This is a genomic window from Jannaschia helgolandensis, from assembly GCF_900109285.1.
Classification (GTDB): domain Bacteria; phylum Pseudomonadota; class Alphaproteobacteria; order Rhodobacterales; family Rhodobacteraceae; genus Jannaschia; species Jannaschia helgolandensis.
In genome coordinates this window covers 861,225-884,227 of the sequence record NZ_FNZQ01000001.1, presented here as the reverse complement: position 1 = coordinate 884,227, position 23,003 = coordinate 861,225, and the positions used below count along the sequence as shown (strand labels likewise).

Here is a 23,003-nt window from a genome sequence, read left to right as displayed (position 1 = left end):
TCTTCCTGGCAACTTGCAAGGCGGGGTTATTCCGGAATGTCGGGAATCCCGTATAGAACTGCAGGATTATCCACCAGGATCTGCTTGCACAGTGGCGCGCCGCACCCCCAATCGCCCATCAGATCGAGCCATGCACCTTCGTTTGGCATAAAGGCGGGATGACGGACATGGGGCCAGTCCGATCCCTAAATCAAGCGGAACGGTTTGCACCCATCAATGCGTGCGCCATGCCAGCAATGTCGGGATAGGGCGGCCCGTCGATGTTACTGATCCGGTAAGGGCCAGTCAATTTTACCCAAGCCTGACCTCCTTTGAAGGCCCAACCGGCCCGAACGTGCATATATCGACGTCTTGGTGACCGTTTTGTGAAGGGGTCCCTGATGCGCAGAGATGCATGGCGACGTTTTCGGCTGTCAATTTGAACCCGCGTGCGCCGGCGACACTTTGTCTGAACGTTTACCGCATCGCTCCGGCAGGAAACGGGGTTTCCCGACCACGCACAAGTTGTGGGTCTGCAAATTGGCTGTTACGATTTGATCGAATCCGTTGGGGTGCCCTTTCCGGGGCTGAGAGGCGAAAGCCAACCCATCGAACCTGATCCGGGCAATACCGGCGTAGGAAACGGAGTGCGATCTGGCGGGGTTAAAGTTTGCCGCCTTGTCTTCCTCCTTCCTTGGCCGGGGAGAGGAAGCGATGACGCCGCACCCATCCGCACTAACGATAGCTGGCTCCGACAGTGGCGGAGGTGCGGGCATCCAGGCCGATCTGAAGACGTTCTCGGCGCTCGGGGTCTACGGCACCAGCGCGATCACAGCGATCACCGCACAGAACACGCGCGGCGTCCTGGCCGTAGAGACGGTTTCGCCCGGCGTGGTCTCTGCGCAGATCGCTGCCGTGCTCGACGACATCATGCCGCAGGCGATCAAGATCGGGATGCTGGCCTCGCCAGAGATCGTCGCCGCGGTCGCCGAGGCGATCAAAGGCTATCGTGGTCCCGTCGTTCTCGATCCGGTGATGGTTGCGAAGTCGGGGGACAGGTTGCTGACCGAAGCGGCCGAGGTGGCGCTGATCCAGAGGATGCTGCCCTTTGCCGACGTCCTAACTCCGAACCTGCCCGAGGCCGCGCGCCTGCTGGGCCGCAGCGAGGCCTGCAACGCTGAGGAGACCGTGGCGCAGGGCCAGGCGCTGCTGGCGCTTGGTGCCCGGGCGGTGGTGATGAAGGGCGGCCACGCGGAAGGGGCGATCTGTATCGACCGGCTGGTGACGCCCTCCGCCGTCACGGCGATGGAGCAGCCGCGGCTGACAACCCGCAACACCCACGGGACGGGATGCAGTCTTTCCTCGGCGATCGCGGCTGAACTGGCCAAGGGAGCCGGGTTTGAGGCTGCGGTTCGCCGGGCGCAGGCTTGGCTGCACGGCGCGATCCGTGCGGCGGACGGGCTGGGCATCGGCAGCGGTCATGGTCCGGTTCATCATTTTCACGAGGTGTGGCGATGAGGCGGGCGACCGTCATGGGGGGCGGCGTCGCCGGGCTTTGCGTGGCGACCGAACTGGTCGCGCGGGGCTGCGAGGTAACGGTCTTCGACCCCGCAGCCCGGCCAGGCCCGCACAGCTGCTCGTGGTGGGCCGGTGGGATGCTGGCGCCGTTCTGCGAGGGCGAGACGGCAGAGGAACCGGTCGTCCGGCTGGGCAAGGAGGCGGCCGACTGGTGGGCGCAGCAAGGCGTTGCAGTCGCGCGTCGGGGAACGATCGTGGTGACGCTCGGCCGCGACCGGCGGGAACTGGATCGCTTCGCACGGCGCACCGATGGACATGAAATGCTTGACGCCGCGGCGCTTGCCCGGCTGGAGCCGGATCTTGGCGGCCGCTTCGACCGCGCCCTGCACGTTTCTGCAGAAGGCCATCTCGACCCACGCGCGGCGCTGATCCACCTGCGCGAAAGGCTGGGCCGGGCCGGTGTCGCTTTCGTCGCGGAGCCCGGCCGTCCCGATGGCCTGACCTTCGACTGCCGGGGGCTTGTGGCACGCGACAAACTGCCGGATCTGCGCGGCGTGAAAGGAGAGATGGCGGTGCTGCACTGTCCCGACATCCGCCTGAGCCGACCCGTGCGCCTCCTTCATCCGCGGTTTCCGCTTTACGTCGTCCCGCGCGCGGGCGGTTTGTTCATGCTGGGCGCGACGCAGATCGAAAGCGATGACCGCAGGCCCAGCGTCCGTTCCGTCCTCGAACTGCTCTCCGCGGCCTACGCGTTGAATCCTGCCTTCGGCGAAGCGGAGCTGGTGGAAATCGGTGTCGACGCGCGACCCGCCTTCCCCGACAACCTGCCCCGCCTGCGACGGCAGGGCAACACGATCCACGTCAACGGCCTGTTCCGCCACGGCTTCCTGCTCGCGCCGTCGCTGGCGCGGATGGCGGTGGAGGCGGCCTGCGACGGCACCAAACCGGAGTTTTGGCATGAAGATCACGATTAACGGTACTTCGACAGATGTGCAGGCCGACACGCTCGCGATGGTTCTCGAAGAACTTGGCTATGGCGCGGCGAAGGTCGCCACCGCCGTCAACGAAAGTTTCGTGCCGATGGCCCTGCGCGGCCAGACGGCGCTCGCCCCCGGCGACCGGATCGAGATCGTCACCCCCCGGCAAGGAGGCTGAGATGCGGTTTTACGGAACCGAGATCGACTCGCGCCTGATGCTTGGCACGGCGCAGTATCCGTCGCCGCGCGTGCTGGCAGATGCCTTTCGCCGCTCCGGCGCGGGCATTGCGACAGTCTCCGTCCGCCGCGAGGCGGGGGGCGAGCGGGCCGGTTCGGCCTTCTGGGATATCGTCAGCGACCTCGGCGTGGCAGTTCTGCCCAACACCGCAGGCTGCCACTCCGTCCGCGAGGCCGTAACCACAGCGCAGATGGCGCGAGAGCTTTTTGACACGAATTGGATCAAGCTCGAGGTCATAGGCCATGCCGATACGCTCCAGCCGGACCCCTTCGGGCTGGTGGAGGCCGCGCGCTACCTGACTGAGGACGGCTTCAAGGTCTTTCCCTACACGACCGAAGATGTGGTGCTTGCGGGCCGCCTTCTGGATGCGGGCTGCGAAGTGCTGATGCCCTGGGGGGCACCGATCGGCACCGGGCTCGGGCTGACCAACATCTACGGAATGCGCACGCTACGCGCCCAGTTTCCCGATGTGCCGATGGTCGTGGATGCCGGGCTTGGCCTGCCCAGCCAGGCGGCGATGGCGATGGAAATGGGGTATGATGCCGTCCTGCTCAACACCGCCGTCGCCAGGGCAGGCGATCCGGCGGCGATGGCCGAGGGGTTCGCTCGAGCGGTCGAAGCGGGGCGACTGGCGTTCGAGGCCGACCCGATGGAGCCGCGCGATATGGCCGCGCCATCGACCCCCGTCATTGGCAAGGCGTTCCTGACATGAGCCTCGACCGTTTCTATCCGATCTTCGACGGGCCGGATTGGCTGAAGCGGATGCTGCCGCTGGGGGTGAAGCTGGTGCAGCTGCGCATGAAGGATCTGCCCGAGGACGGCCTGTGGCAGTTCATCGCGCAGGCACAGGCGCTGTGCCGGGCATATGGCGCGGTGCTGGTGGTGAACGACCACTGGCGCCTCGCAATTGACGCGGAATGTGACTGGGTGCACCTAGGGCAGGAGGATCTGGACACCGCCGACCTGCCCGCGATCCGCCGCGCCGGTCTGAAACTCGGCATCAGCACCCACGACCACGCCGAGCTTGACCGGGCGCTGTCGATTTCCCCGGATTACGTGGCGCTTGGCCCGGTCTATCCAACGATCCTCAAGAAGATGAAGTGGAAGCGGCAGGGCCTCGATCGCGTGACCGAGTGGAAGCGGCTGGTGGGCGACATGCCCCTTGTCGCCATCGGCGGGATGAGTGTCGAACGGGCGGAGGGCGCGCTCGAAGCCGGGGCTGATATCGTCTCTGCCGTGACCGACATTACCCTGAACGACGACCCCGAGGGTCGCGTGCGCCAGTGGATCGAGGTGACGCGATGAGCCGTTACGCCCGTCAGATCGCCGTCCCCGAACTCGGGCTGGATCGTCAGGCGCGCCTACGGGACGCACATGTGCTGCTCGTGGGCGCGGGTGGGCTTGCCGCTCCGGTGTTGCAATATCTTGGCGGCGCGGGCGTCGGCCGCATCCGGCTGGTCGATCCCGACCGGGTGGAGGTGACGAACCTGCACCGCCAGACGCTCTTTCGCGAGACCGACATCGGCGTCCACAAGGCCGAGGCGGCCGCCGCCGCCGTCACCGCTCTCAACCCGGACTGCCACGTCGCACCTGTCATCGCGGCCCTCGATCCAGCCAATGTCAAGGCGCTCTGCGAGGGTGTGGATCTGGTGCTCGACTGCGCCGACAGTTTCGCGGCGAGTTACATCCTGTCCGATACCTGTCACTCAGTCCGCAGGCCGCTGGTCAGCGCCTCAGTAATTGGAATGGAGGGATATGCCGGTGCCTTCTGCGGCGGTATGCCAAGTCTGCGGGCCGTCTTTCCGGACCTGCCACAACGTGCGGGGTCCTGCGCCGATGACGGGGTCCTGGGGCCGGTCGTGGGCGTGGTCGGGGCGCTACAGGCGCAGATGGCGGTGGCACTGCTGGCGGTAATGGACCCGTCGCCGCTGGGCCAGCTCGTCACTTTCGATGGGCGAGGTTTCCGCTTCGGAGGCTTCCGATTCATCGATGCGCCAGAGCCTCCTCGACAGCACCGATTTCTTGCACCGTCGGACATCGCAGACACAGATTTCATCGTGGACCTTCGGACCGAGCAGGAGGCACCGTTAGTGCGTCCCACCGCCCGCCGCCTCCCCGTTGCGGCCATCGGCCCCGGCGAACCCGTCCCCGCCCCCGGCCAGCGCGCTGTGCTCTGCTGCCGCTCGGGCCTGCGCTCGTGGCAAGCCGCCGAACGGCTCGCCACCATCTGGGACGGAGATATTTACCTCGTCGCTCTCGGCAACCCAAAAGGAGAAACCTGATGATCGCAAGACTGACCGCCTTCGCCCTTCTCGCAGCTACGCCCGCCGCAGCACAGGACGCGATGACCGTCGTGCTCGACTGGTTCGTGAACCCCGATCATGAGGGCATTTCCGAGGCGGAGCTGTTTGCGGCGCGCGAGGCTTCGCAGAACCTTGCCTACACCCGCTATGTCCTCGACGCCGGTCATTCCGGCGACTTCCTCGACCTGATGGCCGATCCGTGATGATGACGGTCGTCCTATCAAGAATTTCCCGCAGAACATCCGCTACGCGCTGGCTGTGGTGGGTGTCGATGCCCAGCGCAACACGTTCACGCAAACCGACGAGTTTCGCGGCTACGGCCTAGATGGGCGCGACCTGAACGATATCGCGGAAATTCTGTCCAGCGCGTTCATCCGCGATTTGGATTTCATCGCGGCACCGGCGTACATCAAGCGCGAATTGCTGACGGTCGCGCATGAACAGCAATACCATCCTGTAGAGGATTACCTTGACGGGCTGGTGTGGGACGGTACGCCGCGCATCGATAGGTGGCTGGCGGTCTACTGTGGTGCAGACGACAACGAGCTGAACGCCGAATTCGGCAGCAAGCTCTTGATCGCGGGCGTGCGCCGTATCAAGCAGCCGGGCGTGAAATTCGACACAATGCTGGTGCTCGAAGGTGTACAAGGTGCGGGCAAATCCCAAATCGCCCAGCGCCTAGCAATCCGCGATGAATGGTTCTGTGGCAGCCTCGACCTCAAGAGCGACGACAAGACCAAGGCCGAAATGTTGACCCGTGCATGGATTGTCGAGTGCCAGGAACTGGACGGCATGAACAAGACCACCAGCCAGAGCTTGAAGAAGTTCCTGAGCACCGCAGTCGACATGTTCCGCCCGGCATATGCTCGCAACGCCACGGAGTTTCGCCGTCACTGCATCATCTTGGGCACGACCAATGAACTGGCGTATCTTCGCGATCTGACGGGCAATCGCCGCATTTGGCCGGTGACTGTCGGGACGATTGATCTGGAGCGCTTTTCCGCTGACGTTGATCAGATTTGGGCCGAGGCGGTCGTGCGTGAGGCAGCAGGTGAGTCGATCACCTTGTCGCCGCGTCTGTGGGCTGCCGCCTCAAAAGTGCAGGGTCGGCGTATGGTCGAGGATGCCTACGAGGACGTCCTCGAAGACAACTTTGGTGAGACCAAGGGCCGGGTATCCATGGACAGCGTGAAGCTCCTCCTCGGCCTCGACACGGCCCGTATGTCACCGATGGACACGCGCCGGATCAAGGCGGTCATGGCCGGGCTGGGGTGGGACTATGGCACCCATCGCCTGCACGACCTCGGGGGGCGGGAAAAAGCCCATCGCAAGGGGTTCGCGCGTGGCAGTACAGAGGAGCGCAAGGTTGAGTACATCGCCCGCCGGATCGACGGGGGTATCGTGGTCATCGACCGCCTAGACGCGCAACGCCATGAGGAACCGCCGTTTTGACTGGCGGGGCGTACCATGTAACGTAACATAAGGCCCAAACTGGCCTGCACTACCCGGCGGGGCGCTATGGTGCCCCGCCTTATTTTATTTCTGAAACCTTCAGAGCTAAGTTACGGTTACAAGTTACAAAAAGGCCAGCGACAGACAAATTTGCTACGGGCGTCTGAGGGCGGCAGAGGGGCGCGTAGGACGCATTGGGCAGTTGGGTAGTTGGAAGGGGGTGGCGCACCCCTAGGTGGGGCCTGTACGGCCCTCTCCGGGCCTCACCGCCCCGTTGCATAATGCTGGCGGATAGGTTGCCCCTCACGCCGGGTTCAGCTCCTACGGCTAATTGACGGTCAGCGATTGGGTCTGCCAACTACCGCGTTCAGGAAAATACCGGATCGTGCCGGTGAACGTGCCCCTCAGCATCGCCCCGAATCCATTTTGTGCGTCAAAGTGCCCATTCACTTGGTATAGGCAATCTCCGGCATGACCAGTGCCCGCACCGTATCGCGATGGAAACTCGGCGGTTGACGGTGCAACTAGCGTCCGCCGCACGTCCGCTTGGATCATGACGTAGGCTTGGGACGCCTTCTGGTCGGTGCACTGGGCTAGGCGTTCCGCTTCCTGTCCAGATAGCTCTGCATCGGAAGCCGGGCTCTCGCGTCCGTCAGTTCCCCGGAACACGTCACCTGTAGCTGCATCCAAATACAGGCGGTTCGCCACGGTCGAGCCACCGCAGTACATAAAGTAGACCTGCCTTGTTTCAAACGTTGTTGATCGCACCCAACCGCCGTTCTCGACAAATTCAGCTTCGGTGCATGTTCGGTTTTCCACAAGTTCCGCCGCAACACGGGCGAACACCGCGCGATGCTCATCAAGGTCATCTGAACCCGCTATCAATCGCTGTGCTGCCGCCGCAGCGCGAGCATCGGCTTCTCGCCGCTCAACTGCCTCCGCCTCTGCGCGGCGGGCGGCTTCTGCGGCTTCCGCCTCGCGCTGGGCCTCGCGTCGCGCGACCTCTTCGGCATAGCGCTCTGGGCGGAGTTCGCTGAGTTCTTCAAGCCATCGCTCTTGGTCGATGGGTGCTAGCTCTGCTAGATATGCCTCGGGGTCGGATTGCCTGAGTTCAGCCCAGCGGATTTCGCGCTGGTCTGCTTCATGAGCTTGCCAGGCGATAAGCGCGAAAATCCCGGCGACCGCGAATGCGGACATACCCTTGATCCGCCCTCGTAGCCTTGGCAGCCCTCGTCCTGTGATGGCGGCTACAAGCCCTGCGAAACTGACGCCCAGCGCGGCGACAAAAGCGGCAAAAGGCGACGCAATCAGGAACAGCGTCAAAACGACGAACATCAAGCCAAGCTCGGCTAAAGCAATCAAAAATCGTAATATCTGCGAAGTCAAAATAGCACCTGTCACATCCTCTAGGTGCTTCGAAGTCAGCACATCCAGACTCCGGTGACAACAAAAATAAGACTCATAGTCTGTAGATCAATAGGCTGCATATCCGCGCTATGCCCGCATGGACATCAAGGCGGTTGTAGGCAGAAACGTGAAGCAGCACCGGGAGGCCAAGGGCCTCTCGCAGGAGCAGCTTGCGTTTGAGGCCGACCTGCACCGCACATATGTCAGCGGCGTTGAGCGCGGTATACGAAACCCAACAGTCCTCATCGTCGCTAAGCTCGCGAACGCGCTGGGCGTCGAGCCGTCGAAACTACTGGAATTAAATGATTAATTTGAGAAGAATGGTGCCGGTGATAGGACTCGAACCTACGACCCCATCATTACGAATGACGTGCTCTACCAGCTGAGCTACACCGGCATCCTTCTCTTGTTCGGCCCTACTATGGCCCTACCAGAACCTCAACCCACCGTCTAACCCGCTGGCCTCAAACGTCAATTGCGGGTGGACACGCGCATTACGAAGGACCTGCTCTACCAGCTGAGCTATTGAGACAAGCGACGGCCCGTTTAAACGCAACGAGCGGCCCGTTCAAGCCAGATTCAGAACGGAATGTCAGCGTCAGTCGGAGCGTCACTCTCCGCAGTCTGCGATGAAGAACCAATCACCACGGTCACGGTTCATCTTCCGTGGGATGGCGCAAGATTCCAAGGCACATACAATCCGCAGATAACCTGCTCGCCCGCTTTGTTCTTGCCAACGAGCTGCACGATATGATCGACCTCGTGCGGTAGCTTTGTAGCCGAAAAACATAGTTCGGTTTTCGAGATGGGTAGTTTTCTGGTAGCCAAGTGCGAGTGCAATCGCGCGATCAGCATAATGGCCCTTGCCCCTGCCCTCGAGGGTCAGATTACCAGCAGACGTCGAGGTCAGCTCAAAAGACCCGATTTCTCGATCTAGCAAGGCCCGGTCGGGTAGGTCTGACGCGATGGTCAGGTCGCCTGTCTCAAGGCCCGGTGCCAAATTCTCCAGAAGCACGTTCTTGGAGCAGTTGACTGCCTTGCCATTGATGTTGATCGAAGACCCGGCAGTCATCGTTACGGCCCAGTGATCAACACCGGCCTGAGACAACGTGCTGCTGAAAGGCCCGCCAGGGGCAAAAACGCGGCCAGAGTCGAGACGATGCCTAGCGTCGCCGCAGATTGAGCCATTCGGGCGATAAGCTGGGTTGGTAATGGCGACGCGTTGGATCAAAGAAATTGCGTCACCATTGCTGACACATATCGTTGTATCTTGAAACAGTCTTGAAAACACCGGCGCAATGGCAGTCGCCTGAAAGCAACCGATTGCTCTACCAGCTGAGCAACAGCGGCACCGTAGCGCGGTCCTAGCAGGGGTCCGGGGCCGTTTCCAGCCCCGAAATGATGCTAGATCCGGGGCGGCGAAACCGTCTCGTCCTGATCGCGCGTGGTCCCGACAACGGCGGGATTCACGACATGTGGGGGCGTCGGTTCGACCTCAGAAGAAGACGGTGGAACCTCTTCCGCCTCTGGCACGTCTTCGTCGGCAGGGACGGAGGGCACAGGATCGCTCGATTCCGCATCTGGCACAGCGGGGCCCATCAGCAGAGGCAGCATATCCGAAGACACCGCCGCCGGTGTACCGCCGGTCGGTGGCTCTTTCCATGACAGGCTGTCGAAAGCTTCGCAATTCGTGCAGACCGGAAGCCAGTCGGCATGGATCGTGCCACAGGTGTCACAAACCCATTGCGCGCCGCGCGGTGCACTCAACGCCTTTGCCAGCCAGCCGCGGACCACAGCCTCGGATCCGCCTTCGCCACGTTCTATGGCCGCCATGAGGGACAGGGATCGCGACGTGGGATGCGTTTCGTACAGCTTGCCAAGAACACGACGTGCGCCGGGAAAATCCTCGGCGGCCAGATACAGTTCGGCCTCCAGCATCTTGGTCTCGGGCGCATCGGGCGCAACTTTGAGGAAGGGCTGGAAGCGTTTGATGCGCGCTTCAGGCGTCTCGTCAGGCTCGATCTCGGCGAAAGCGGCGGCCAGATCGGGATGCGCTGTCTTGGCGCGCGCGATCTTCAGAACCTTGGCGGCGCGCCGCTTTTCTCCCGCTTCGATATGAGCACGCGCCGCAAGGACGGCTGCGGGTACCAGTTCAGGCGACAACCGGTTCGCTTCGAGCATTTCAGCACGGGCCTTGTCGACATTGCCACGCCGCAACTGATCGCGCGCGTCGGCCAACGACAGAACCGCCTCGCGGCGCTTGTACACATCCTTGGGCAACGACCCGGATTTCAACTTGGCAGACAAGACACGACGCGCCCCGTCCCAGTTTTCGTCCCGCGCCTGCAAGCGCAACAGGGTATCTTGCGTCTCGACATGCCGCGGCTTCAGCGCAAAGGCCTTTTCGGCCAGCTTCATCGCCGTTTCCGTATCGCCTTCTTCCAGTTTCTGACGCATCAGACCACGCACACCGACGAACCGGGTCTTGTCGTGCGCCACAAGGGTTTTCCAAGCCTCGGTCGCCCGCTGCGTCTCGCCCGCTGCTTCGGCAGCCTGCGCCACGACCAACGTCGTGACTTCGGGACGCTGAAGATACTTTTCGGCCTTCTGCGCTTTGGCAGCCGCTTCCCGCGGCTCGCCCGAGGCAAGTGCGATCAGGCTGTCGGACAGGGCGGCATAACCCTTACGTTCCCGGTTACGATCGAAATATGCGCCCAGCGCGGTATCGTCGCCATTGATGAACCGCAACGTGGCAATCAACAGGCCGGCCAGCTTGAAAACGACCCAGAGCACCAACATCAGAACAAGGATACCCAGCACAACCACCAGCGGCGGCAACAGGTATTCCGACCCGTTGAACGTTATCAGCACCTCGCCCGAGACGGCCAGGAGCCACTGAACACCAAACGCCAGAGCCGCGACCAGCGCGACGAAGAGGAGGATCTTGAAAAGCGACCAGAGCATCTAAATCCTCATCCGTCCTGAAGGTAATCGTCGGCTGCGGCCAATGCCGCAGCACGGGCACGGGCGCGTGTCGTCCAGTCTTGCAGGACAGCCTGAACCTCGGCTGGCAGCGCCTCGATCTCGGTCAGCGCTGTTTCCAGGTCGCCCTCGCGAACGGCGGCCTCGGCGCGGCTGAGAACGGCATCGGGGTCGCTACCCTGCTGCGGTTCAAGACTGCGCGGGTTGAAAGCGTTGCGGAACAACGAACCCACACCCGCCGCCTCGGTCGTACGCGCGGTGCGCAAGGCGGCGCGCGACAGATCGGGGAACTCGGCGATCAGATCAGATTGCGACGGCACGCCGGTTTCGGCATTCTCGGCCAATGCGGCGGGCGGATCGCCCAGCACGGCCAGCGGCTCGGCAAAGGGTGCGCCTGACTGCAGGGCCAGCCTGATCTGGGTGCGCGCCGTTTCGCGGGCCAGCGCGCTGGCCTGGTCCTCAACAGATGCGGCAAGGCTATTGGCTTCGGCCAATCCTGTTTCGACGGCGGCGATGCGCGGCTCCAGACCGGTGCGAAGCGCCTCGACGTCGCCGCGCAGCGTTTGGATATCCTCGCCAAGGGCCTGATTTGTGCCGGTCAACTGGCCGATCTCTGCACGCAGGGCTTCAACTTCGGCTGTCGACGCATCGACTGCCTCGTCCGGGGCAACAGCAACCGTGGAAGGATCGCGCGTTTCAAGACTGTCGAGACGTGCCGTCATCGTGTCGAGTCGCGCAGTCAAATCGGCCTGCGCCCTCTCGATGGGTGCAAGGTCGGTGATCGGCGGGGCATCAGCAGCCTTGAGGGCTTCCACTTCGGCAGCCAGCGCATCAATGCGTTCGGTCTCCAGGATTGGCGGGCCGGATGCGGGCACCAGAAAAAAAGCGGCTGCGAATCCGATGGCCCCGGCCAAGATACCTCCCAGCAACAGCGGGACAAATCCCGACCCCCGTACGGTTTCGGGCGCCGGAACGACGGCGATAGCGGTTTCGGCCTCCGTGTCCTGCGGCGTCTCGATCCGCGATGTAGCGCTGGCGTCGGATGTTCCGTCATCGCCATTGGTTTCCGTATCGGTCACCGGCGGAATTGTGCCCTCGGGCTCAATGTCGTGCGGGGTCTCAGTGTCTTTCGCGGATACATCTTGGGGCTTCTCTCCATCAGCCGAGGCGTCATTGCCCGTCGCAGAATCATTGCCGAGGATGATTGCATCTTCGACCTTCGCTGCTTTGGCTGTCGCGCGTTTGGCCGTCTCGGCCCCCTTGGCGGAGGCCCCTTCGGTCGTATCCGTCACGTCTGCGGCAGCCGGGGTATCTTCGGCTGTGACATCGGTCACCTGCGTCTCGGACGGTGAGGCGTCCTTTGATTTTCTCGTGCTGCGCGCCAAGACGTCCCCTCCGGCTGGCTTAGCAAGTCATTGAGTCACTTCTACCTGCTAACGTGCATACCTAGTCCGTCCGACTGGACCTCTCAACCGTCCATCGTCGTGAAATATCGAAGCACTGCCCGCAACATGGCCGAACCATCGGGTGTTTCCGCCTGTTCAACGGGTGGAACCGGGCTGGCGGAGGCCACTGCGGGGCTAAGCGCAATGATCCGCAGGTTTCCATATGCGGTATGGGGGCAGGCCTGAAAGAACAATTCAGCACTGCGGGGGGAATACAACGGCACCACCACGGGACCAATCCGCAACAGGTCGGCTGCGGCAGCGGTCAGGGCGATACCATCCTGCCGGTAGATGACGGCCTCGTCTGCCGTAAGGCCCCTTGCCCGCAATGCCACGGCCAGATCACCGCGCGCCACGGCACCGCGCAGATGCATTAAAGGCGGTGCGGTTTCGGGGATCGCCTGCCCCAAAGCCTCGGCATCCGGGGCGGTGCCTTGAACGTCCAGCCCTGCGGCACGGGCGCGATCCGCCGTGCGCGGCCCAACAGTCCATGTCGGCAGACCTTTTGGCCCCTTCAGTTCAACGTAGGTATCGACGGCATTGCCCGACGTCAAAATTATGCCGCCCGACAATTCGGGCAGCGGCCCGGTCGCGACAATCCGCATGAGTGGCGACACTTCGATACGTTGTACGCCTGCTGCACGCAGCTCATCGGCAAGGCGCAGGGCATCGGCGCGCGGGCGGGTCAGCAGGACGGGCAGCGTGCGCATTGTTCCCCCTCGGCGCAGGCGATAGATGGGGCCTGAGACTGGACCCGGACGCACCATGGCACAAGAGCAGACGATACTGGGCTTGGAAAGCTCCTGCGACGACACTGCCGCTGCCGTGGTCCGCCGCTCCTCCGACCGGGGCACGATCCTGTCGAACGTTGTCATGCGACAGGATGATCTGCACGCGGCTTTCGGCGGCGTCGTTCCCGAAATCGCCGCCCGCGCCCATGCCGAAAAGATCGACCTGGCCGTCGAAGCGGCGCTGGACCGCGCGGGCCTGACGCTTCGCGAGATCGACGGCATTGCCGTGACCGCAGGTCCGGGCCTGATCGGCGGCGTGCTGGCGGGCGTGATGTGCGCCAAGGGGCTGTCGGCTGCGACGGGTTTGCCGCTGATCGGGGTGAACCATCTCGCCGGCCATGCCCTGACACCGCGCCTGACCGACGGTCTGGCCTTTCCATACCTTATGTTGCTGGTATCGGGCGGTCATTGCCTGTTTCTGCGGGTCGACGGGGCCGACACCTTTACCCGTCTGGGTGGCACGATCGACGATGCGCCGGGCGAGGCCTTCGACAAGGTTGCCCGTTTGCTGGGCCTGCCTCAACCCGGTGGCCCGGCGGTGGAAATCTGCGCTCAAGGGGTCACGCCGACGATTGCCCTGCCCCGCCCCCTGCTCGACCGCCCGGACTGCGACGTGTCGTTTTCGGGTCTCAAGACCGCCGTCCTGCGCGCGCGGGATGCAGCGGTGGCCGACCATGGTGGGCTGCCGGAAGGAATACGCGCCGACATCTGCGCCAGTTTTCAGGCCGCCGTACGCGCCGTTCTTGCCGAAAAGTCGCGTCGCGCGCTGGCGCTTGGGCCAGTCAGCGCCTTTGCCGTTGCCGGTGGCGTCGCTGCGAACACTGCGCTGCGGGTTGCGTTGCAGGATGTCGCGGCGCAGGCGGATGTGCCCTTCGTCGCGCCTCCGCAGGCTTTGTGCACCGACAATGCCGCGATGATCGCCTGGGCCGGGGCCGAGCGTCTTGCCCTGGGCCTGACCGACGGTTTGTCGCTGGCCGCCCGACCACGCTGGCCTCTGGATGAAGGCGCGGCGCCGATGCTCGGGTCCGGCAAACGCGGGGCCAAGGCATGATTGGCGTTCTGGGTGCCGGAGCCTTCGGCACAGCGCTTGCCATCACGCTGGCCCAGACCGGTCGCCTTGTCTGCCTCTGGGGCCGCGACAAGGACATGATGGAACGGATTGCTGCCTTCCGGACATCGCCCCGTCTGCCCGGTGTCACCCTTCCGGACAGCATCGCGCCGACCGGCGATGCGGCCATGCTTGCAGATTGTGAAACCCTGATCCTGGCTGTGCCGATGCAACAGCTTGCGGCGGCGCTGGCCGATTTGGCGCTGTCCCCGCGCCATGCTGTCGCCGCCTGCAAAGGCGTGGATCTGATCACCCTGCACGGCCCGACCGCGATCATCGAATGCGCTTTGCCGATGGCGCAGGCCTCCATCCTGTCGGGCCCCAGCTTTGCCGCCGACATCGCGCGGGGCCTGCCGACGGCCCTCTCGCTGGGGTGCGCCGACGATGCGGTTGGCGTAACTCTGCAGGATCAACTGTCGACCGCGACCCTGCGGATTTACCGGACGACCGATGTCGTCGGCGTCGAGTTGGGCGGGGCGTTGAAGAACGTCATCGCCATTGCCTGCGGCGCGGCCATCGGTGCGGGCCTTGGCGATTCGGCCCGTGCGGCGCTGATGACACGCGGCATGGCCGAAATGTTGCGCCTTGCCACCGCCATGGGTGCGCGGCCCGAGACATTGATGGGCCTGTCCGGGCTGGGTGACCTGGCGTTGACATGCGCCTCACCGCAGTCGCGCAACTTTGCCCTGGGCCACGCCATCGGGGCTGGAAAAGATGCCCCGACTGCCCTCAGCGAAGGCGCGGCAACGGCGCAGGCAGCACTTGCACTGGCCAACGACAGGGGTGTCGATTTACCGATTACCCGTGTGACGGCGGCCCTTGTTAAGGGCGATCTGACCGTCAAGGATGCAATGCGCGACCTTCTGGACCGCGATCTGACCAAGGAATGACCATGCTCCACGCCCTTATCTGCACCGACAAGCCCGGCCACCTCGAGGTCCGCAAGGCAAACCGCGAAGCGCATCTTGCCCACCTGAGGTCAGATGCGACCGTCGTGCAGGCCGGGCCTTTCGTGAATGCCGCTGGTGAAATGAGCGGCTCGCTCATCGTTTTCGACACAGACAGCCGGGAACACGTCGAAGCTTTCGCCGCCGCCGACCCCTATGCCAGGGCCGGTCTGTTCGAGGATGTGCGCATCGAAGGCTGGAACCGCGTCATCGACGCCTGACAGGAGGCAGCGCCATGAAATACTGGCTGTTCAAATCCGAACCTTCCACATGGTCGTGGGACGATCAGGTCGCCAGGGGCGATGCGGGCGAGGAATGGGACGGGGTGCGCAACTACCAGGCGCGCAACTTCATGCGGGACATGGCTATCGGCGACCGCGCCTTCTTCTATCACAGCCAATCGGAAAAGGCGGTTGTCGGAACTGTCGAAATCTGCGCCGCCGCACACCCCGATTCCACGACCGATGACGACCGGTGGGAATGTGTGGATATCCGCGCCCTGATACCGCTCAAGACACCTGTGTCTCTGGCTGATATCAAGGCCCGGTCGGACTTGGCCGACATGGCACTGGTGCGCAGTTCCCGCCTTTCGGTTCAACCGGTGACGCCGACGGAATGGTCGATTGTCTGTCGTATGGGTGGGATTGACCCGTAACATCAGCGCGCCACCACCCGAGCCCTTGCAGCACAGGCCGACCCAAAGCTCCGATCTGGACAGAGCGCGTGTCGTCGCCTAGGCCCCGAACCGACCGAATAAATGACAGGCCTGCCCCATGTCCGATGACCGCCTTATCGTCGCCCTTGACCTGCCCGACGCGCTGAGCGGGTTGCAGATGGCCGAACGGCTGGGCGATGCGGTGGCGTTTTACAAGATCGGTCTGGGCATGTTGACCGGCGGTGGTCTGGCCTTGGCCAATGAGCTGAAATGCGAACATGGCAAACGCATCTTCCTCGACATGAAGCTGTTCGATATCGGCGCAACAGTCGAAGCGGCGGTTCGCGGCTTGGCGCAGTTCGATCTGGACTTCCTGACGGTCCATGGCGATCCGCATGTCGTCCGCGCTGCGGCGCAGGCCAAGGGTGATATGAAAATCCTCGCCGTCACGATCCTGACCTCGCTCGACCGTGCCGATCTGGACGCGGGGCTGATCGTTCCCGGCAATATCGCCGATCTGGTTCTGACGCGGGCCGCCCGCGCCTTTGAGGCGGGGGCCGATGGCGTCATCGCCTCGCCACAGGAAGCCGCGTTGATCCGCGCGCTGCCCGAAGCGCACGGAAAGCTGATCGTGACACCTGGCGTCCGGCCCGCGGGCGCGGCGCTTGGCGATCAGAAGCGGGTTGCGACACCGGGCCAGGCAATCGCCGCCGGGGCGGATCATATCGTCGTCGGCCGTCCGATCCACACAGCTGACGACCCCCGCGCTATGGCGCAGGCGATATTGTCACAATTGGTTTGATTCAGGTCGAGGTGGCGGCGGAGTCAGGTTCGTCGAATATGACCTTCCCTCCGCTCTAAACCTTGATATTTTCGGTGCCGAATGAACCCCGTCCGAAATGCTCTCCGGTTCCACCCTCAGTCGTTGATATCTTTCTCGAAGGTCTGGACGGTGCCTCCGGGCTTGCCGAAAACTGCCCTCAACACCAACCATGCGATCAGCGACAGGATGGCAAAGGTCACGATAAGCCATGCAACCCCATAGGCAGTCGCGGCCATTCCGCCCAGCAGGCCGGTTAACAGGCCCAGGGACACAATGCCCGCACCGATTGCAAAACCCAGCAGAATATAGGTCGGGGCGACCACCTCAAGAATGGCAAGCACCAGTCCCGCCAGCGCCCAGACCCACCATGCTGTGAACATCAGCCGCGTCCTTTCAGCATCTTGAAGGCTTCGCCAAACGCATCCATCGCCGAAGCGGGAACGACGATCGTCTGCGTGCCACCGCCTTTACCAAGGCTCGACAATGCCTCCACCTGCTTCAGGGCGACCTGGTATTGCGCGGCCTCCAGCCCGTTTTCCGCAATGGCCTGCGCCACAACGCCTGTGGCATACGCTTCGGCGTCGGCTGCGATACGGCGGGCCTTGGCGGTCTGCTCGGCGGCATACAGTTCCGCATCGGCGGCCAGTTCGACAGCGCGGCGCTTGCCCTCGGCCTCGGTGACCTGCGCACGACGGGCGCGTTCGGCATTCAGTTGCTGCATCATCGCTTCGCGTGTCTGCGCATCCAGATCGACATCCAGAATTTCGGCGCGCGTCACCTCGATGCCCCAATCGTTCACGGCATCCGCCACTTGTGACTTGATCTTGGCGATCACTTCGGATCGGTTGGACTGCACTTCATCCAGTTCCATCATGCCAATCTCGGCGCGGACGATGCCCGCCACGGTGGTCGAGATTGCGGCATCGACATCGCGGATGCGGTAAACGGTCTTTTCAGGCTGAAGAATGCGATAAAAAACGCTTGTTTCGATCTGCACCAGCACGTTGTCGCGGGTGATGGCATCCTGATTGGCATTGGGAAGCTGGCGCTCCAGAATGCTGATTTTATGAGCCACCTTGTCCAGAAACGGGACAATGAGGTTGATCCCCGGCCCCAACACGCTGCGCAAACGACCAAACCGTTCGACGACGAATTTCTCCGACTGTGGCACGATCCGGACACCCAGCAGGATGCATACGATTACAAACAGGGCGATCGCGATGATGACGGCGTTCTCGCCCGCGAAAGTCAGCAGTTCTTGTTGAATATCCATGGACCAGGTCTCCGGCAGTTCCAGACCCAGCTATAGAGAAGTCTGTCGGACCACCGATGTCTCATCGACAAATTGAATGAATATGTGGCTCACATGCCGCATTGCAGAACGTGAAAAGGGGCACCCGGCTGGGCACCCCTTTCAACTCTTTGCGATGGTCTTCTGATCAGTTGCCTGTCGCGGCGTCGTTTGTCGCGTCGGCTGCGCCTTCAGCGGCATCGCCGATTGCGCCAGCGGCACCTTCGACCGCGGTTCCGACGGCTGCCGCACCTTCAGCTGCGCCGTTGTCATTGGACACATCTGCACCTCCGGCAAAAATGAAGAACAACACGAGCGCCACCAGTACCCCACCCAAGATCAGCCAAAGCGCGGAATTGCCCCCGCCCGAGCGTGTGGTTTCGACGTGCGTAACGGTGCTTTTGGGAGTTTCCGTCGTGGTCGTGTGATTAGGATCTGCCATATGGTCCTCCGAGAGGTGGTTGCGTGTGGTCCGGCTAAACACCGCATCACTGCACCCGGTTCCATAGTCACACCAGAATAGGTAGAATTCCGCTCATGCCATCGATGTGCCGCCAATGCCTGACCACTTTCGACGACGGGGTCCGTTGCCCTGCGTGTCGGTCTCCGCGCATCACGTCCCACCCGGAACTGTTCGACCTGTCCATCGCACACATGGATTGCGACGCCTTCTACGCCAGCGTAGAAAAGCGGGATCGCCCGGAATTGGCGGAAAAGCCGGTCATCATCGGCGGCGGACGGCGCGGTGTCGTATCGACTGCGTGCTATGTTGCGCGTATTCGCGGCGTCCGGTCCGCGATGCCGATGTTCAGGGCGTTGCAACTTTGCCCCGATGCCGTCGTCCTGAAAGGCCGGATGGACCTGTATGTGGACGTCAGCCGACAGATCCGCGCAATGATGATGGACCTGACACCCGCTATCGAACCCCTGTCATTGGACGAGGCATTTCTGGACCTGACCGGCACAACGCGACTGCACGGCGCGCCGCCCGCTGTGATGCTGGCGCGGCTGACGCAGCGAATGCAGTCCGAAATCGGCATCACGGGCTCCATCGGTCTGTCGCACAACAAGTTCCTCGCCAAGATCGCCTCGGACCTCGACAAGCCGCGCGGATTCTCGGTGATCGGCCGGGCCGAAACCGAGGCGTTCCTCGCGCCCAAACCCGTTGGCATAATCTCCGGTATCGGCCTTGTCGGGCAAGAGACGCTGAAGAAAGCCGGCATCAACACTATCGCTGACCTGAAACGCTGGGACAGGGGCGATCTGGTGCGGCGGTTCGGGACGATGGGCGACCGCCTGTGGCACCTGGCACGGGGCGAGGACACGCGAAGGGTCAAACCTGAACGCACCGTCAAGTCGATCTCCAAGGAAACCACGTTCCACGACAATACCGATGATACCGACATTCTTGACGGCCATCTCTGGCGGCTGTCGGAACAGGTGTCCGCCCGCGCCAAGGCCCGCGATCTGGCCGGACGGGTCGTGACGATGAAGGTCAAGCGCGCCGATTTCAAAACGCTGACGCGCCGCCACGCCCTGTCCGATCCGACACAGATGGCCGACCGCATTTACCGCGAGGCGCGGGCATTGCTCGACGCGACCGACCGCTTGGGGTCGGTCCGGTTGATCGGCGTCGGCATCTCGGATCTGGTGTCAAGCGACGGGGCTGACCGGGGTGGCGATCTGCTGGACCCCGGCGCGACCCGACGAATGAACGCGGAACGGGCGACCGACGCGATCCGCGCGCGGTACGGACAGGACGCCATCCGCAAGGGGCGTGCCCTGCGCTGAGGTTATTCTGCGGCGAGGTTCCGGGTCGGGCGTGCGCAGTCGCAGAACCGGGAAACCGCCTCGGTGATCGTGTTCTGAAGTACATCGAACTGCGTATTCGGGCGGATCGAACCCTCGTCCAGATAGAGCGATCGATCGATCTCGATCTGGATCGCGTGCCAGCCGCGTTCGGGGTGGCCATAGGCCTGCGTGACATAAGCACCGGCAAATGGCGCGTTGCGCGCAACCCGAAAGCCGAGATCGGTCAGGGTTTCCTCCAGAATGTCGACCAGAACGGGATTGGCGGACGACCCGAACCGGTCGCCCAGCACAATCTGCGCAGGCGCACCGCTCACGACGGTGCCCTCGATCGCCTCATGCGGCATGGAATGGAAATCCAGCAGGATCGCCTGTCCGAACTGGTCCCGCGCATTCGACATCAGGACATCCAGCTGCCGGTGATAGGGGCGCCAAAAGGTGTCGATGCGATGTTGCGCCTCGGCATGGGAAATCTTGCCGCTGTAGATCGCGCGGCCCTGCGCCACGACACGGGGAATCACACCCAATCCCGAGGAGACACGCGGGTTCATCGCCCCACGCGGCACATCGTCGATGACCGCCGGGTCCAACTCCTCGGGCGCGCGGTTCAGATCAAGGAAGGCGCGCGGCATCTGCGCTGAAAGAACCGGCACGCCCAGGTTCGGGACACGGTCCAGAAGCACGTCGACGTAGGCGTCCTCGGACGACCGAATCCTGGCGGAATCAAGAACCGTGGACGCCATGAAATCCGCGTCGTAGATACGGCCAGAGTGGGGGCTGGCCACCACCACCGGGCTTTCAATCGCCGCAGGCAGCATCAGCTTGAACGGGGGTCGGGACATGGAAACGGACGCTCCTTCGCCAGTAGGATAGGGGTTCGGAGAAACTCTAGAAAGCCCCCTTGCACGCCATCATGAAAGACACTATCCACCGCCCACCAATCGACGGAGGAACGGTTTTGTTCCGCTTCTTCAAAGAGACGGGTGATTAGCTCAGCGGTAGAGCACTTCGTTGACATCGAAGGGGTCACTGGTTCGATCCCAGTATCGCCCACCATTCACCGTTCCCCATATCCGGGAACACGCACGCAACCCCGGGGTGTCGCCCCGCAGGCATCAGGAGAGCTTACCCATGAAGGTTCGCAATTCCCTCCGGTCGCTGAAGAACCGTCACCGCGACTGCCGTGTGGTGCGCCGCAAAGGCCGGGTCTACGTGATCAACAAGACGCAGCGCCGGTTCAAGGCCCGCCAGGGCTGAAGACTGCCGCGCCGTCACGATATGACAAGGCCGTGCCGCTTGGCGCGGCCTTTTCCTTTGGCGATACGTCACACATCCCTCACCCACCCAGATACCTGAAAAAGTGGCTGGATCGTCAACGTGTTGACCTTCCGTAAGGCTGACAACGTGAAAGCCGCCCGTGCGGCGCGCACGGGCGGCTTGTCTTTCTTGTTCGAAGATGTGCCATTTGGGCGCGTGGTCGAGACAATGCTCGACCGGCTGGGTTAGGCCGAAGGGTCCTTGGTCATACGCAGATAGGGGAAGTGCGTCTTGAAGTCGCCGAACTTTGCCTTGGCATCCGCATCGGAAACCGTAGCGGGAATGACGACGTCGCGCCCCTGTTCCCAGTTCGCTGGCAAGGCAACGCCATGTTTCGCTGCGGTTTGCAGCGCATCGACGGCGCGCAGGATCTCGGCGAAGTTGCGGCCGACGTTCATCGGGTAGGTCATTGACAGCTTCAACTGCTTGTCCGGCCCGATAATATAGACCGACCGCACCGTTGCCGTGTCGTTTGGCGTGCGCCCGTCGGGGAGGTAGGCATCTGCGGGAAGCATGTCGTAGGCCTTTGATACATCAAGGCTTTCGTCGGCGATAATCGGGAAATTCGCCTCGGTCCCCGCGAAAGTGCCGATGTCGCCCTTCCATTTCCGGTGATCCTCGACCCCGTCGACCGAGATGCCGATGACCTTGACGCCGCGTTTCTTCCACTCGGCGTCCAACTGGGCAACGGCCCCGAACTCGGTTGTGCAGACGGGCGTGAAGTCTTTGGGATGGCTGAATAAAATTGTCCAGCTATCACCGATCCAATCATGGAAGCTGATCGGGCCTTCGCTGGTGTCGGCCTTGAAATCAGGGACGGTCTGGTTGATGCGCAGGCTCATGATGGCTCTCCTTTTCGAGAATATAAACGAAACATAGGTGCGCCCGGCAAACGATACCAGAGACCGGGATCAGGGTATGAATCTGACGTATTGCGACGGTGCATACCAAGGTATTACCCCGGTATGACGTTCCTCAGAAGGGGCAGGACGCTTCCAGTCGCATCATCTGCCCCGAAACCGGGTGTTCGAATTTCAGCCCTTCGGCGTGCAGCATCATCCGGGGAAACGCTTCGGCATCGTCGGAATAGAAAGGGTCGCCAAGGATCGGGTGGCCCAGCGACAGCATATGAACGCGCAACTGATGGCTACGCCCGGTGCGCGGCATCAGGCGCATTCGGGTGGCGCCGTCCGCGACCCCGATCCGTTGCCAGTCAGTCACGGCTTTCTTGCCGGTCTCGTGGTTCACATGCTGCAACGGGCGGTTCGGCCAGTCGACGATCAGCGGCAGGTCGATCACGCCCGCCGGCTCTGACACCTCTCCGTGAACCTGTGCGATGTAGCGTTTCTTGACCCGTTTGACTTCGAACATGCGGCCCATCTTGCGCTGACCCTCCTTGGTCAGCGCAAAGACCATGATGCCGGAGGTATCGCGGTCCAGCCGGTGGCAGAGCAGAACCTCGGGATGCGTCTCGGCCAGCCGCGACAGCAGGCAATCGGCCAGATGAGGTCCGCGACCTGGCACCGACAGCAGGCCCTCGGGCTTGTCGACCACCAGAAGATGTTCGTCCTGGTGGATTACAGGGATCGGGCCGGAAGGCGGATCGTAAGGAGTCGAGGGACCGGACATGCCCCGCGATTAACGTGACCGCCCGCCCAAGGCCAGCCGCATCATATCGTCATCAGGATCACCACAGTCACGACACCGCAGACCACAAGCGCGGCTGTCAGCCCCAGCCAGAGCAGACGCCGGAAGCGGGTCAACGGATCGCGGAGATAGCTTTCCATGGCGTTGGTCCCGACGTCCGCCGCAGAACCGGTTTCGCGCCGCGAAATGGCCCGCAGGGCCATGCCGATCAGGATGGCGAGAGACAGAACGACCCAAGCTGCAAAGATCACGCTTTGCAGACCGAAGAATATCAAAAGGGCAGGTTCAATCATGGGCGGATCATCGGCAAGCCG

Annotated in this window: 27 protein-coding genes, 2 tRNA genes, 2 pseudogenes and 1 riboswitch; of the genes and pseudogenes, 17 read left to right on the top strand and 14 right to left on the bottom strand. The window is 62.8% G+C overall.

All coding sequences use genetic code 11. The features are described 5' to 3' along the window. Positions 1-26 precede the first annotated feature (26 nt). Positions 27-173: pseudogene (locus tag BMY38_RS18660) on the bottom strand (hypothetical protein); the annotation flags it as partial. 364 nt (positions 174-537) lie between these two features. Then, a riboswitch (TPP riboswitch) is annotated at positions 538-638 on the top strand. A gap of 55 nt (positions 639-693) precedes the next feature. Here BMY38_RS18660 and thiD point away from each other — a divergent pair. The 8 genes and pseudogenes from thiD to BMY38_RS04255 all read left to right on the top strand — a co-directional run bounded on the left by thiD (position 694) and on the right by BMY38_RS04255 (position 6,467). Further along, entirely contained in the window at positions 694-1,497 is an 804-nt protein-coding gene (thiD, locus tag BMY38_RS04290; protein ID WP_092760057.1) for a bifunctional hydroxymethylpyrimidine kinase/phosphomethylpyrimidine kinase, read from the top strand. Further along, complete coding sequence (locus BMY38_RS04285; protein ID WP_092760055.1) at positions 1,494-2,471, top strand: FAD-dependent oxidoreductase; 978 nt, start codon at positions 1,494-1,496, stop codon at positions 2,469-2,471. The genes thiD and BMY38_RS04285 overlap by 4 nt, the downstream gene beginning before the upstream one ends. Continuing rightward, positions 2,455-2,652: a sulfur carrier protein ThiS gene (gene thiS / locus BMY38_RS04280; protein WP_092760053.1), complete on the top strand. Its 198-nt coding sequence runs from the start codon at positions 2,455-2,457 to the stop codon at positions 2,650-2,652. Before BMY38_RS04285 ends, thiS begins: the two co-directional genes overlap by 17 nt. A 1-nt stretch (position 2,653) precedes the next feature. Continuing rightward, positions 2,654-3,424, top strand: a complete 771-nt coding sequence (locus BMY38_RS04275) for a thiazole synthase (protein WP_092760051.1) — start codon at positions 2,654-2,656, stop codon at positions 3,422-3,424. After that, a complete protein-coding gene (locus BMY38_RS04270; RefSeq protein WP_092760049.1) occupies positions 3,421-4,017 on the top strand; it encodes a thiamine phosphate synthase in 597 nt (198 codons plus the stop codon). The genes BMY38_RS04275 and BMY38_RS04270 overlap by 4 nt, the downstream gene beginning before the upstream one ends. Next, complete coding sequence (locus tag BMY38_RS04265; protein WP_092760047.1) at positions 4,014-4,994, top strand: HesA/MoeB/ThiF family protein; 981 nt, start codon at positions 4,014-4,016, stop codon at positions 4,992-4,994. Before BMY38_RS04270 ends, BMY38_RS04265 begins: the two co-directional genes overlap by 4 nt. Before the next feature lie 104 nt (positions 4,995-5,098). After that, positions 5,099-5,209 (top strand): annotated as a pseudogene (locus tag BMY38_RS17855) (thiaminase II); the annotation flags it as partial. A 67-nt stretch (positions 5,210-5,276) separates the two neighbouring features. Next, positions 5,277-6,467 (top strand): virulence-associated E family protein, encoded by a 1,191-nt coding sequence (locus BMY38_RS04255; protein WP_175495762.1) that lies wholly within the window; start codon positions 5,277-5,279, stop codon positions 6,465-6,467. Between the two features lie 327 nt (positions 6,468-6,794). Here BMY38_RS04255 and BMY38_RS04250 read toward each other — a convergent pair whose 3' ends face one another. Further along, positions 6,795-7,895, bottom strand: coding sequence for a hypothetical protein (locus tag BMY38_RS04250; RefSeq protein ID WP_092760041.1), 1,101 nt, complete (start codon positions 7,893-7,895; stop codon positions 6,795-6,797). 76 nt (positions 7,896-7,971) lie between these two features. Between BMY38_RS04250 and BMY38_RS04245 the strand changes: the two genes are divergently transcribed. Continuing rightward, a complete protein-coding gene (locus BMY38_RS04245) occupies positions 7,972-8,184 on the top strand; it encodes a helix-turn-helix domain-containing protein (protein ID WP_092760039.1) in 213 nt (70 codons plus the stop codon). Positions 8,185-8,195: 11 nt separating this feature from the next. Here the strand turns inward: BMY38_RS04245 and BMY38_RS04240 are convergent. The 5 genes from BMY38_RS04240 to BMY38_RS04225 all read right to left on the bottom strand — a co-directional run bounded on the left by BMY38_RS04240 (position 8,196) and on the right by BMY38_RS04225 (position 13,011). Beyond that, positions 8,196-8,271 (bottom strand) — tRNA-Thr (locus tag BMY38_RS04240). A 213-nt stretch (positions 8,272-8,484) separates the two neighbouring features. Then, on the bottom strand, positions 8,485-9,105 hold the full coding sequence (locus tag BMY38_RS17850) for a hypothetical protein (protein WP_175495761.1): 621 nt from the start codon (positions 9,103-9,105) through the stop codon (positions 8,485-8,487). A 173-nt stretch (positions 9,106-9,278) separates the two neighbouring features. Beyond that, a complete protein-coding gene (locus tag BMY38_RS04235; protein ID WP_092760037.1) occupies positions 9,279-10,838 on the bottom strand; it encodes a heme biosynthesis protein HemY in 1,560 nt (519 codons plus the stop codon). Between the two features lie 8 nt (positions 10,839-10,846). Continuing rightward, entirely contained in the window at positions 10,847-12,190 is a 1,344-nt protein-coding gene (locus tag BMY38_RS04230) for a COG4223 family protein (protein ID WP_092760035.1), read from the bottom strand. 134 nt (positions 12,191-12,324) lie between these two features. Next, the gene (locus tag BMY38_RS04225; protein WP_175495760.1) at positions 12,325-13,011 is read right to left on the bottom strand and encodes a uroporphyrinogen-III synthase; all 687 of its coding nucleotides are present in this window, start codon (positions 13,009-13,011) and stop codon (positions 12,325-12,327) included. A 55-nt stretch (positions 13,012-13,066) separates the two neighbouring features. Between BMY38_RS04225 and tsaD the strand changes: the two genes are divergently transcribed. The 5 genes from tsaD to pyrF all read left to right on the top strand — a co-directional run bounded on the left by tsaD (position 13,067) and on the right by pyrF (position 16,604). Continuing rightward, on the top strand, positions 13,067-14,143 hold the full coding sequence (gene tsaD, locus BMY38_RS04220) for a tRNA (adenosine(37)-N6)-threonylcarbamoyltransferase complex transferase subunit TsaD (protein ID WP_092760033.1): 1,077 nt from the start codon (positions 13,067-13,069) through the stop codon (positions 14,141-14,143). Continuing rightward, positions 14,140-15,090: an NAD(P)H-dependent glycerol-3-phosphate dehydrogenase gene (locus BMY38_RS04215; RefSeq protein WP_092760031.1), complete on the top strand. Its 951-nt coding sequence runs from the start codon at positions 14,140-14,142 to the stop codon at positions 15,088-15,090. Before tsaD ends, BMY38_RS04215 begins: the two co-directional genes overlap by 4 nt. Before the next feature lie 2 nt (positions 15,091-15,092). After that, positions 15,093-15,368, top strand: coding sequence for a YciI family protein (locus BMY38_RS04210; RefSeq protein ID WP_092760029.1), 276 nt, complete (start codon positions 15,093-15,095; stop codon positions 15,366-15,368). A 14-nt stretch (positions 15,369-15,382) separates the two neighbouring features. Further along, positions 15,383-15,802, top strand: a complete 420-nt coding sequence (locus BMY38_RS04205; protein ID WP_092760027.1) for an EVE domain-containing protein — start codon at positions 15,383-15,385, stop codon at positions 15,800-15,802. Positions 15,803-15,920: 118 nt separating this feature from the next. After that, the gene (pyrF, locus tag BMY38_RS04200) at positions 15,921-16,604 is read left to right on the top strand and encodes an orotidine-5'-phosphate decarboxylase (protein ID WP_092760025.1); all 684 of its coding nucleotides are present in this window, start codon (positions 15,921-15,923) and stop codon (positions 16,602-16,604) included. A gap of 116 nt (positions 16,605-16,720) precedes the next feature. Here pyrF and BMY38_RS04195 read toward each other — a convergent pair whose 3' ends face one another. The 3 genes from BMY38_RS04195 to BMY38_RS04185 all read right to left on the bottom strand — a co-directional run bounded on the left by BMY38_RS04195 (position 16,721) and on the right by BMY38_RS04185 (position 18,358). After that, the gene (locus tag BMY38_RS04195) at positions 16,721-17,005 is read right to left on the bottom strand and encodes an NfeD family protein (protein ID WP_175495759.1); all 285 of its coding nucleotides are present in this window, start codon (positions 17,003-17,005) and stop codon (positions 16,721-16,723) included. Beyond that, positions 17,005-17,898 carry an SPFH domain-containing protein gene (locus BMY38_RS04190; RefSeq protein ID WP_092760021.1) on the bottom strand — a complete coding sequence of 298 codons (894 nt, stop codon included), beginning with the start codon at positions 17,896-17,898 and terminating at the stop codon, positions 17,005-17,007. Before BMY38_RS04190 ends, BMY38_RS04195 begins: the two co-directional genes overlap by 1 nt. Before the next feature lie 166 nt (positions 17,899-18,064). Next, positions 18,065-18,358: a hypothetical protein gene (locus BMY38_RS04185; protein ID WP_092760019.1), complete on the bottom strand. Its 294-nt coding sequence runs from the start codon at positions 18,356-18,358 to the stop codon at positions 18,065-18,067. Positions 18,359-18,453: 95 nt separating this feature from the next. On the opposite strand from BMY38_RS04185, the gene BMY38_RS04180 reads away from it, so the two are divergent. Next, on the top strand, positions 18,454-19,707 hold the full coding sequence (locus tag BMY38_RS04180) for a DNA polymerase IV (protein ID WP_092760017.1): 1,254 nt from the start codon (positions 18,454-18,456) through the stop codon (positions 19,705-19,707). Positions 19,708-19,709: 2 nt separating this feature from the next. Here BMY38_RS04180 and BMY38_RS04175 read toward each other — a convergent pair whose 3' ends face one another. Continuing rightward, entirely contained in the window at positions 19,710-20,567 is an 858-nt protein-coding gene (locus BMY38_RS04175) for an N-formylglutamate amidohydrolase (protein ID WP_092760015.1), read from the bottom strand. Positions 20,568-20,706: 139 nt separating this feature from the next. Here BMY38_RS04175 and BMY38_RS04170 point away from each other — a divergent pair. Beyond that, positions 20,707-20,781 (top strand) — tRNA-Val (locus tag BMY38_RS04170). Positions 20,782-20,856: 75 nt separating this feature from the next. Next, on the top strand, positions 20,857-20,982 hold the full coding sequence (gene ykgO / locus BMY38_RS04165) for a type B 50S ribosomal protein L36 (protein WP_005850168.1): 126 nt from the start codon (positions 20,857-20,859) through the stop codon (positions 20,980-20,982). Between the two features lie 245 nt (positions 20,983-21,227). Here ykgO and BMY38_RS04160 read toward each other — a convergent pair whose 3' ends face one another. The 3 genes from BMY38_RS04160 to BMY38_RS04150 form a co-directional block, all read right to left on the bottom strand. Further along, on the bottom strand, positions 21,228-21,884 hold the full coding sequence (locus tag BMY38_RS04160) for a peroxiredoxin (RefSeq protein ID WP_092760013.1): 657 nt from the start codon (positions 21,882-21,884) through the stop codon (positions 21,228-21,230). Between the two features lie 133 nt (positions 21,885-22,017). Next, positions 22,018-22,671, bottom strand: coding sequence for an RluA family pseudouridine synthase (locus BMY38_RS04155; protein ID WP_092760011.1), 654 nt, complete (start codon positions 22,669-22,671; stop codon positions 22,018-22,020). A gap of 41 nt (positions 22,672-22,712) precedes the next feature. Further along, positions 22,713-22,982 (bottom strand): hypothetical protein, encoded by a 270-nt coding sequence (locus BMY38_RS04150; protein WP_092760009.1) that lies wholly within the window; start codon positions 22,980-22,982, stop codon positions 22,713-22,715. Positions 22,983-23,003 lie beyond the last annotated feature (21 nt).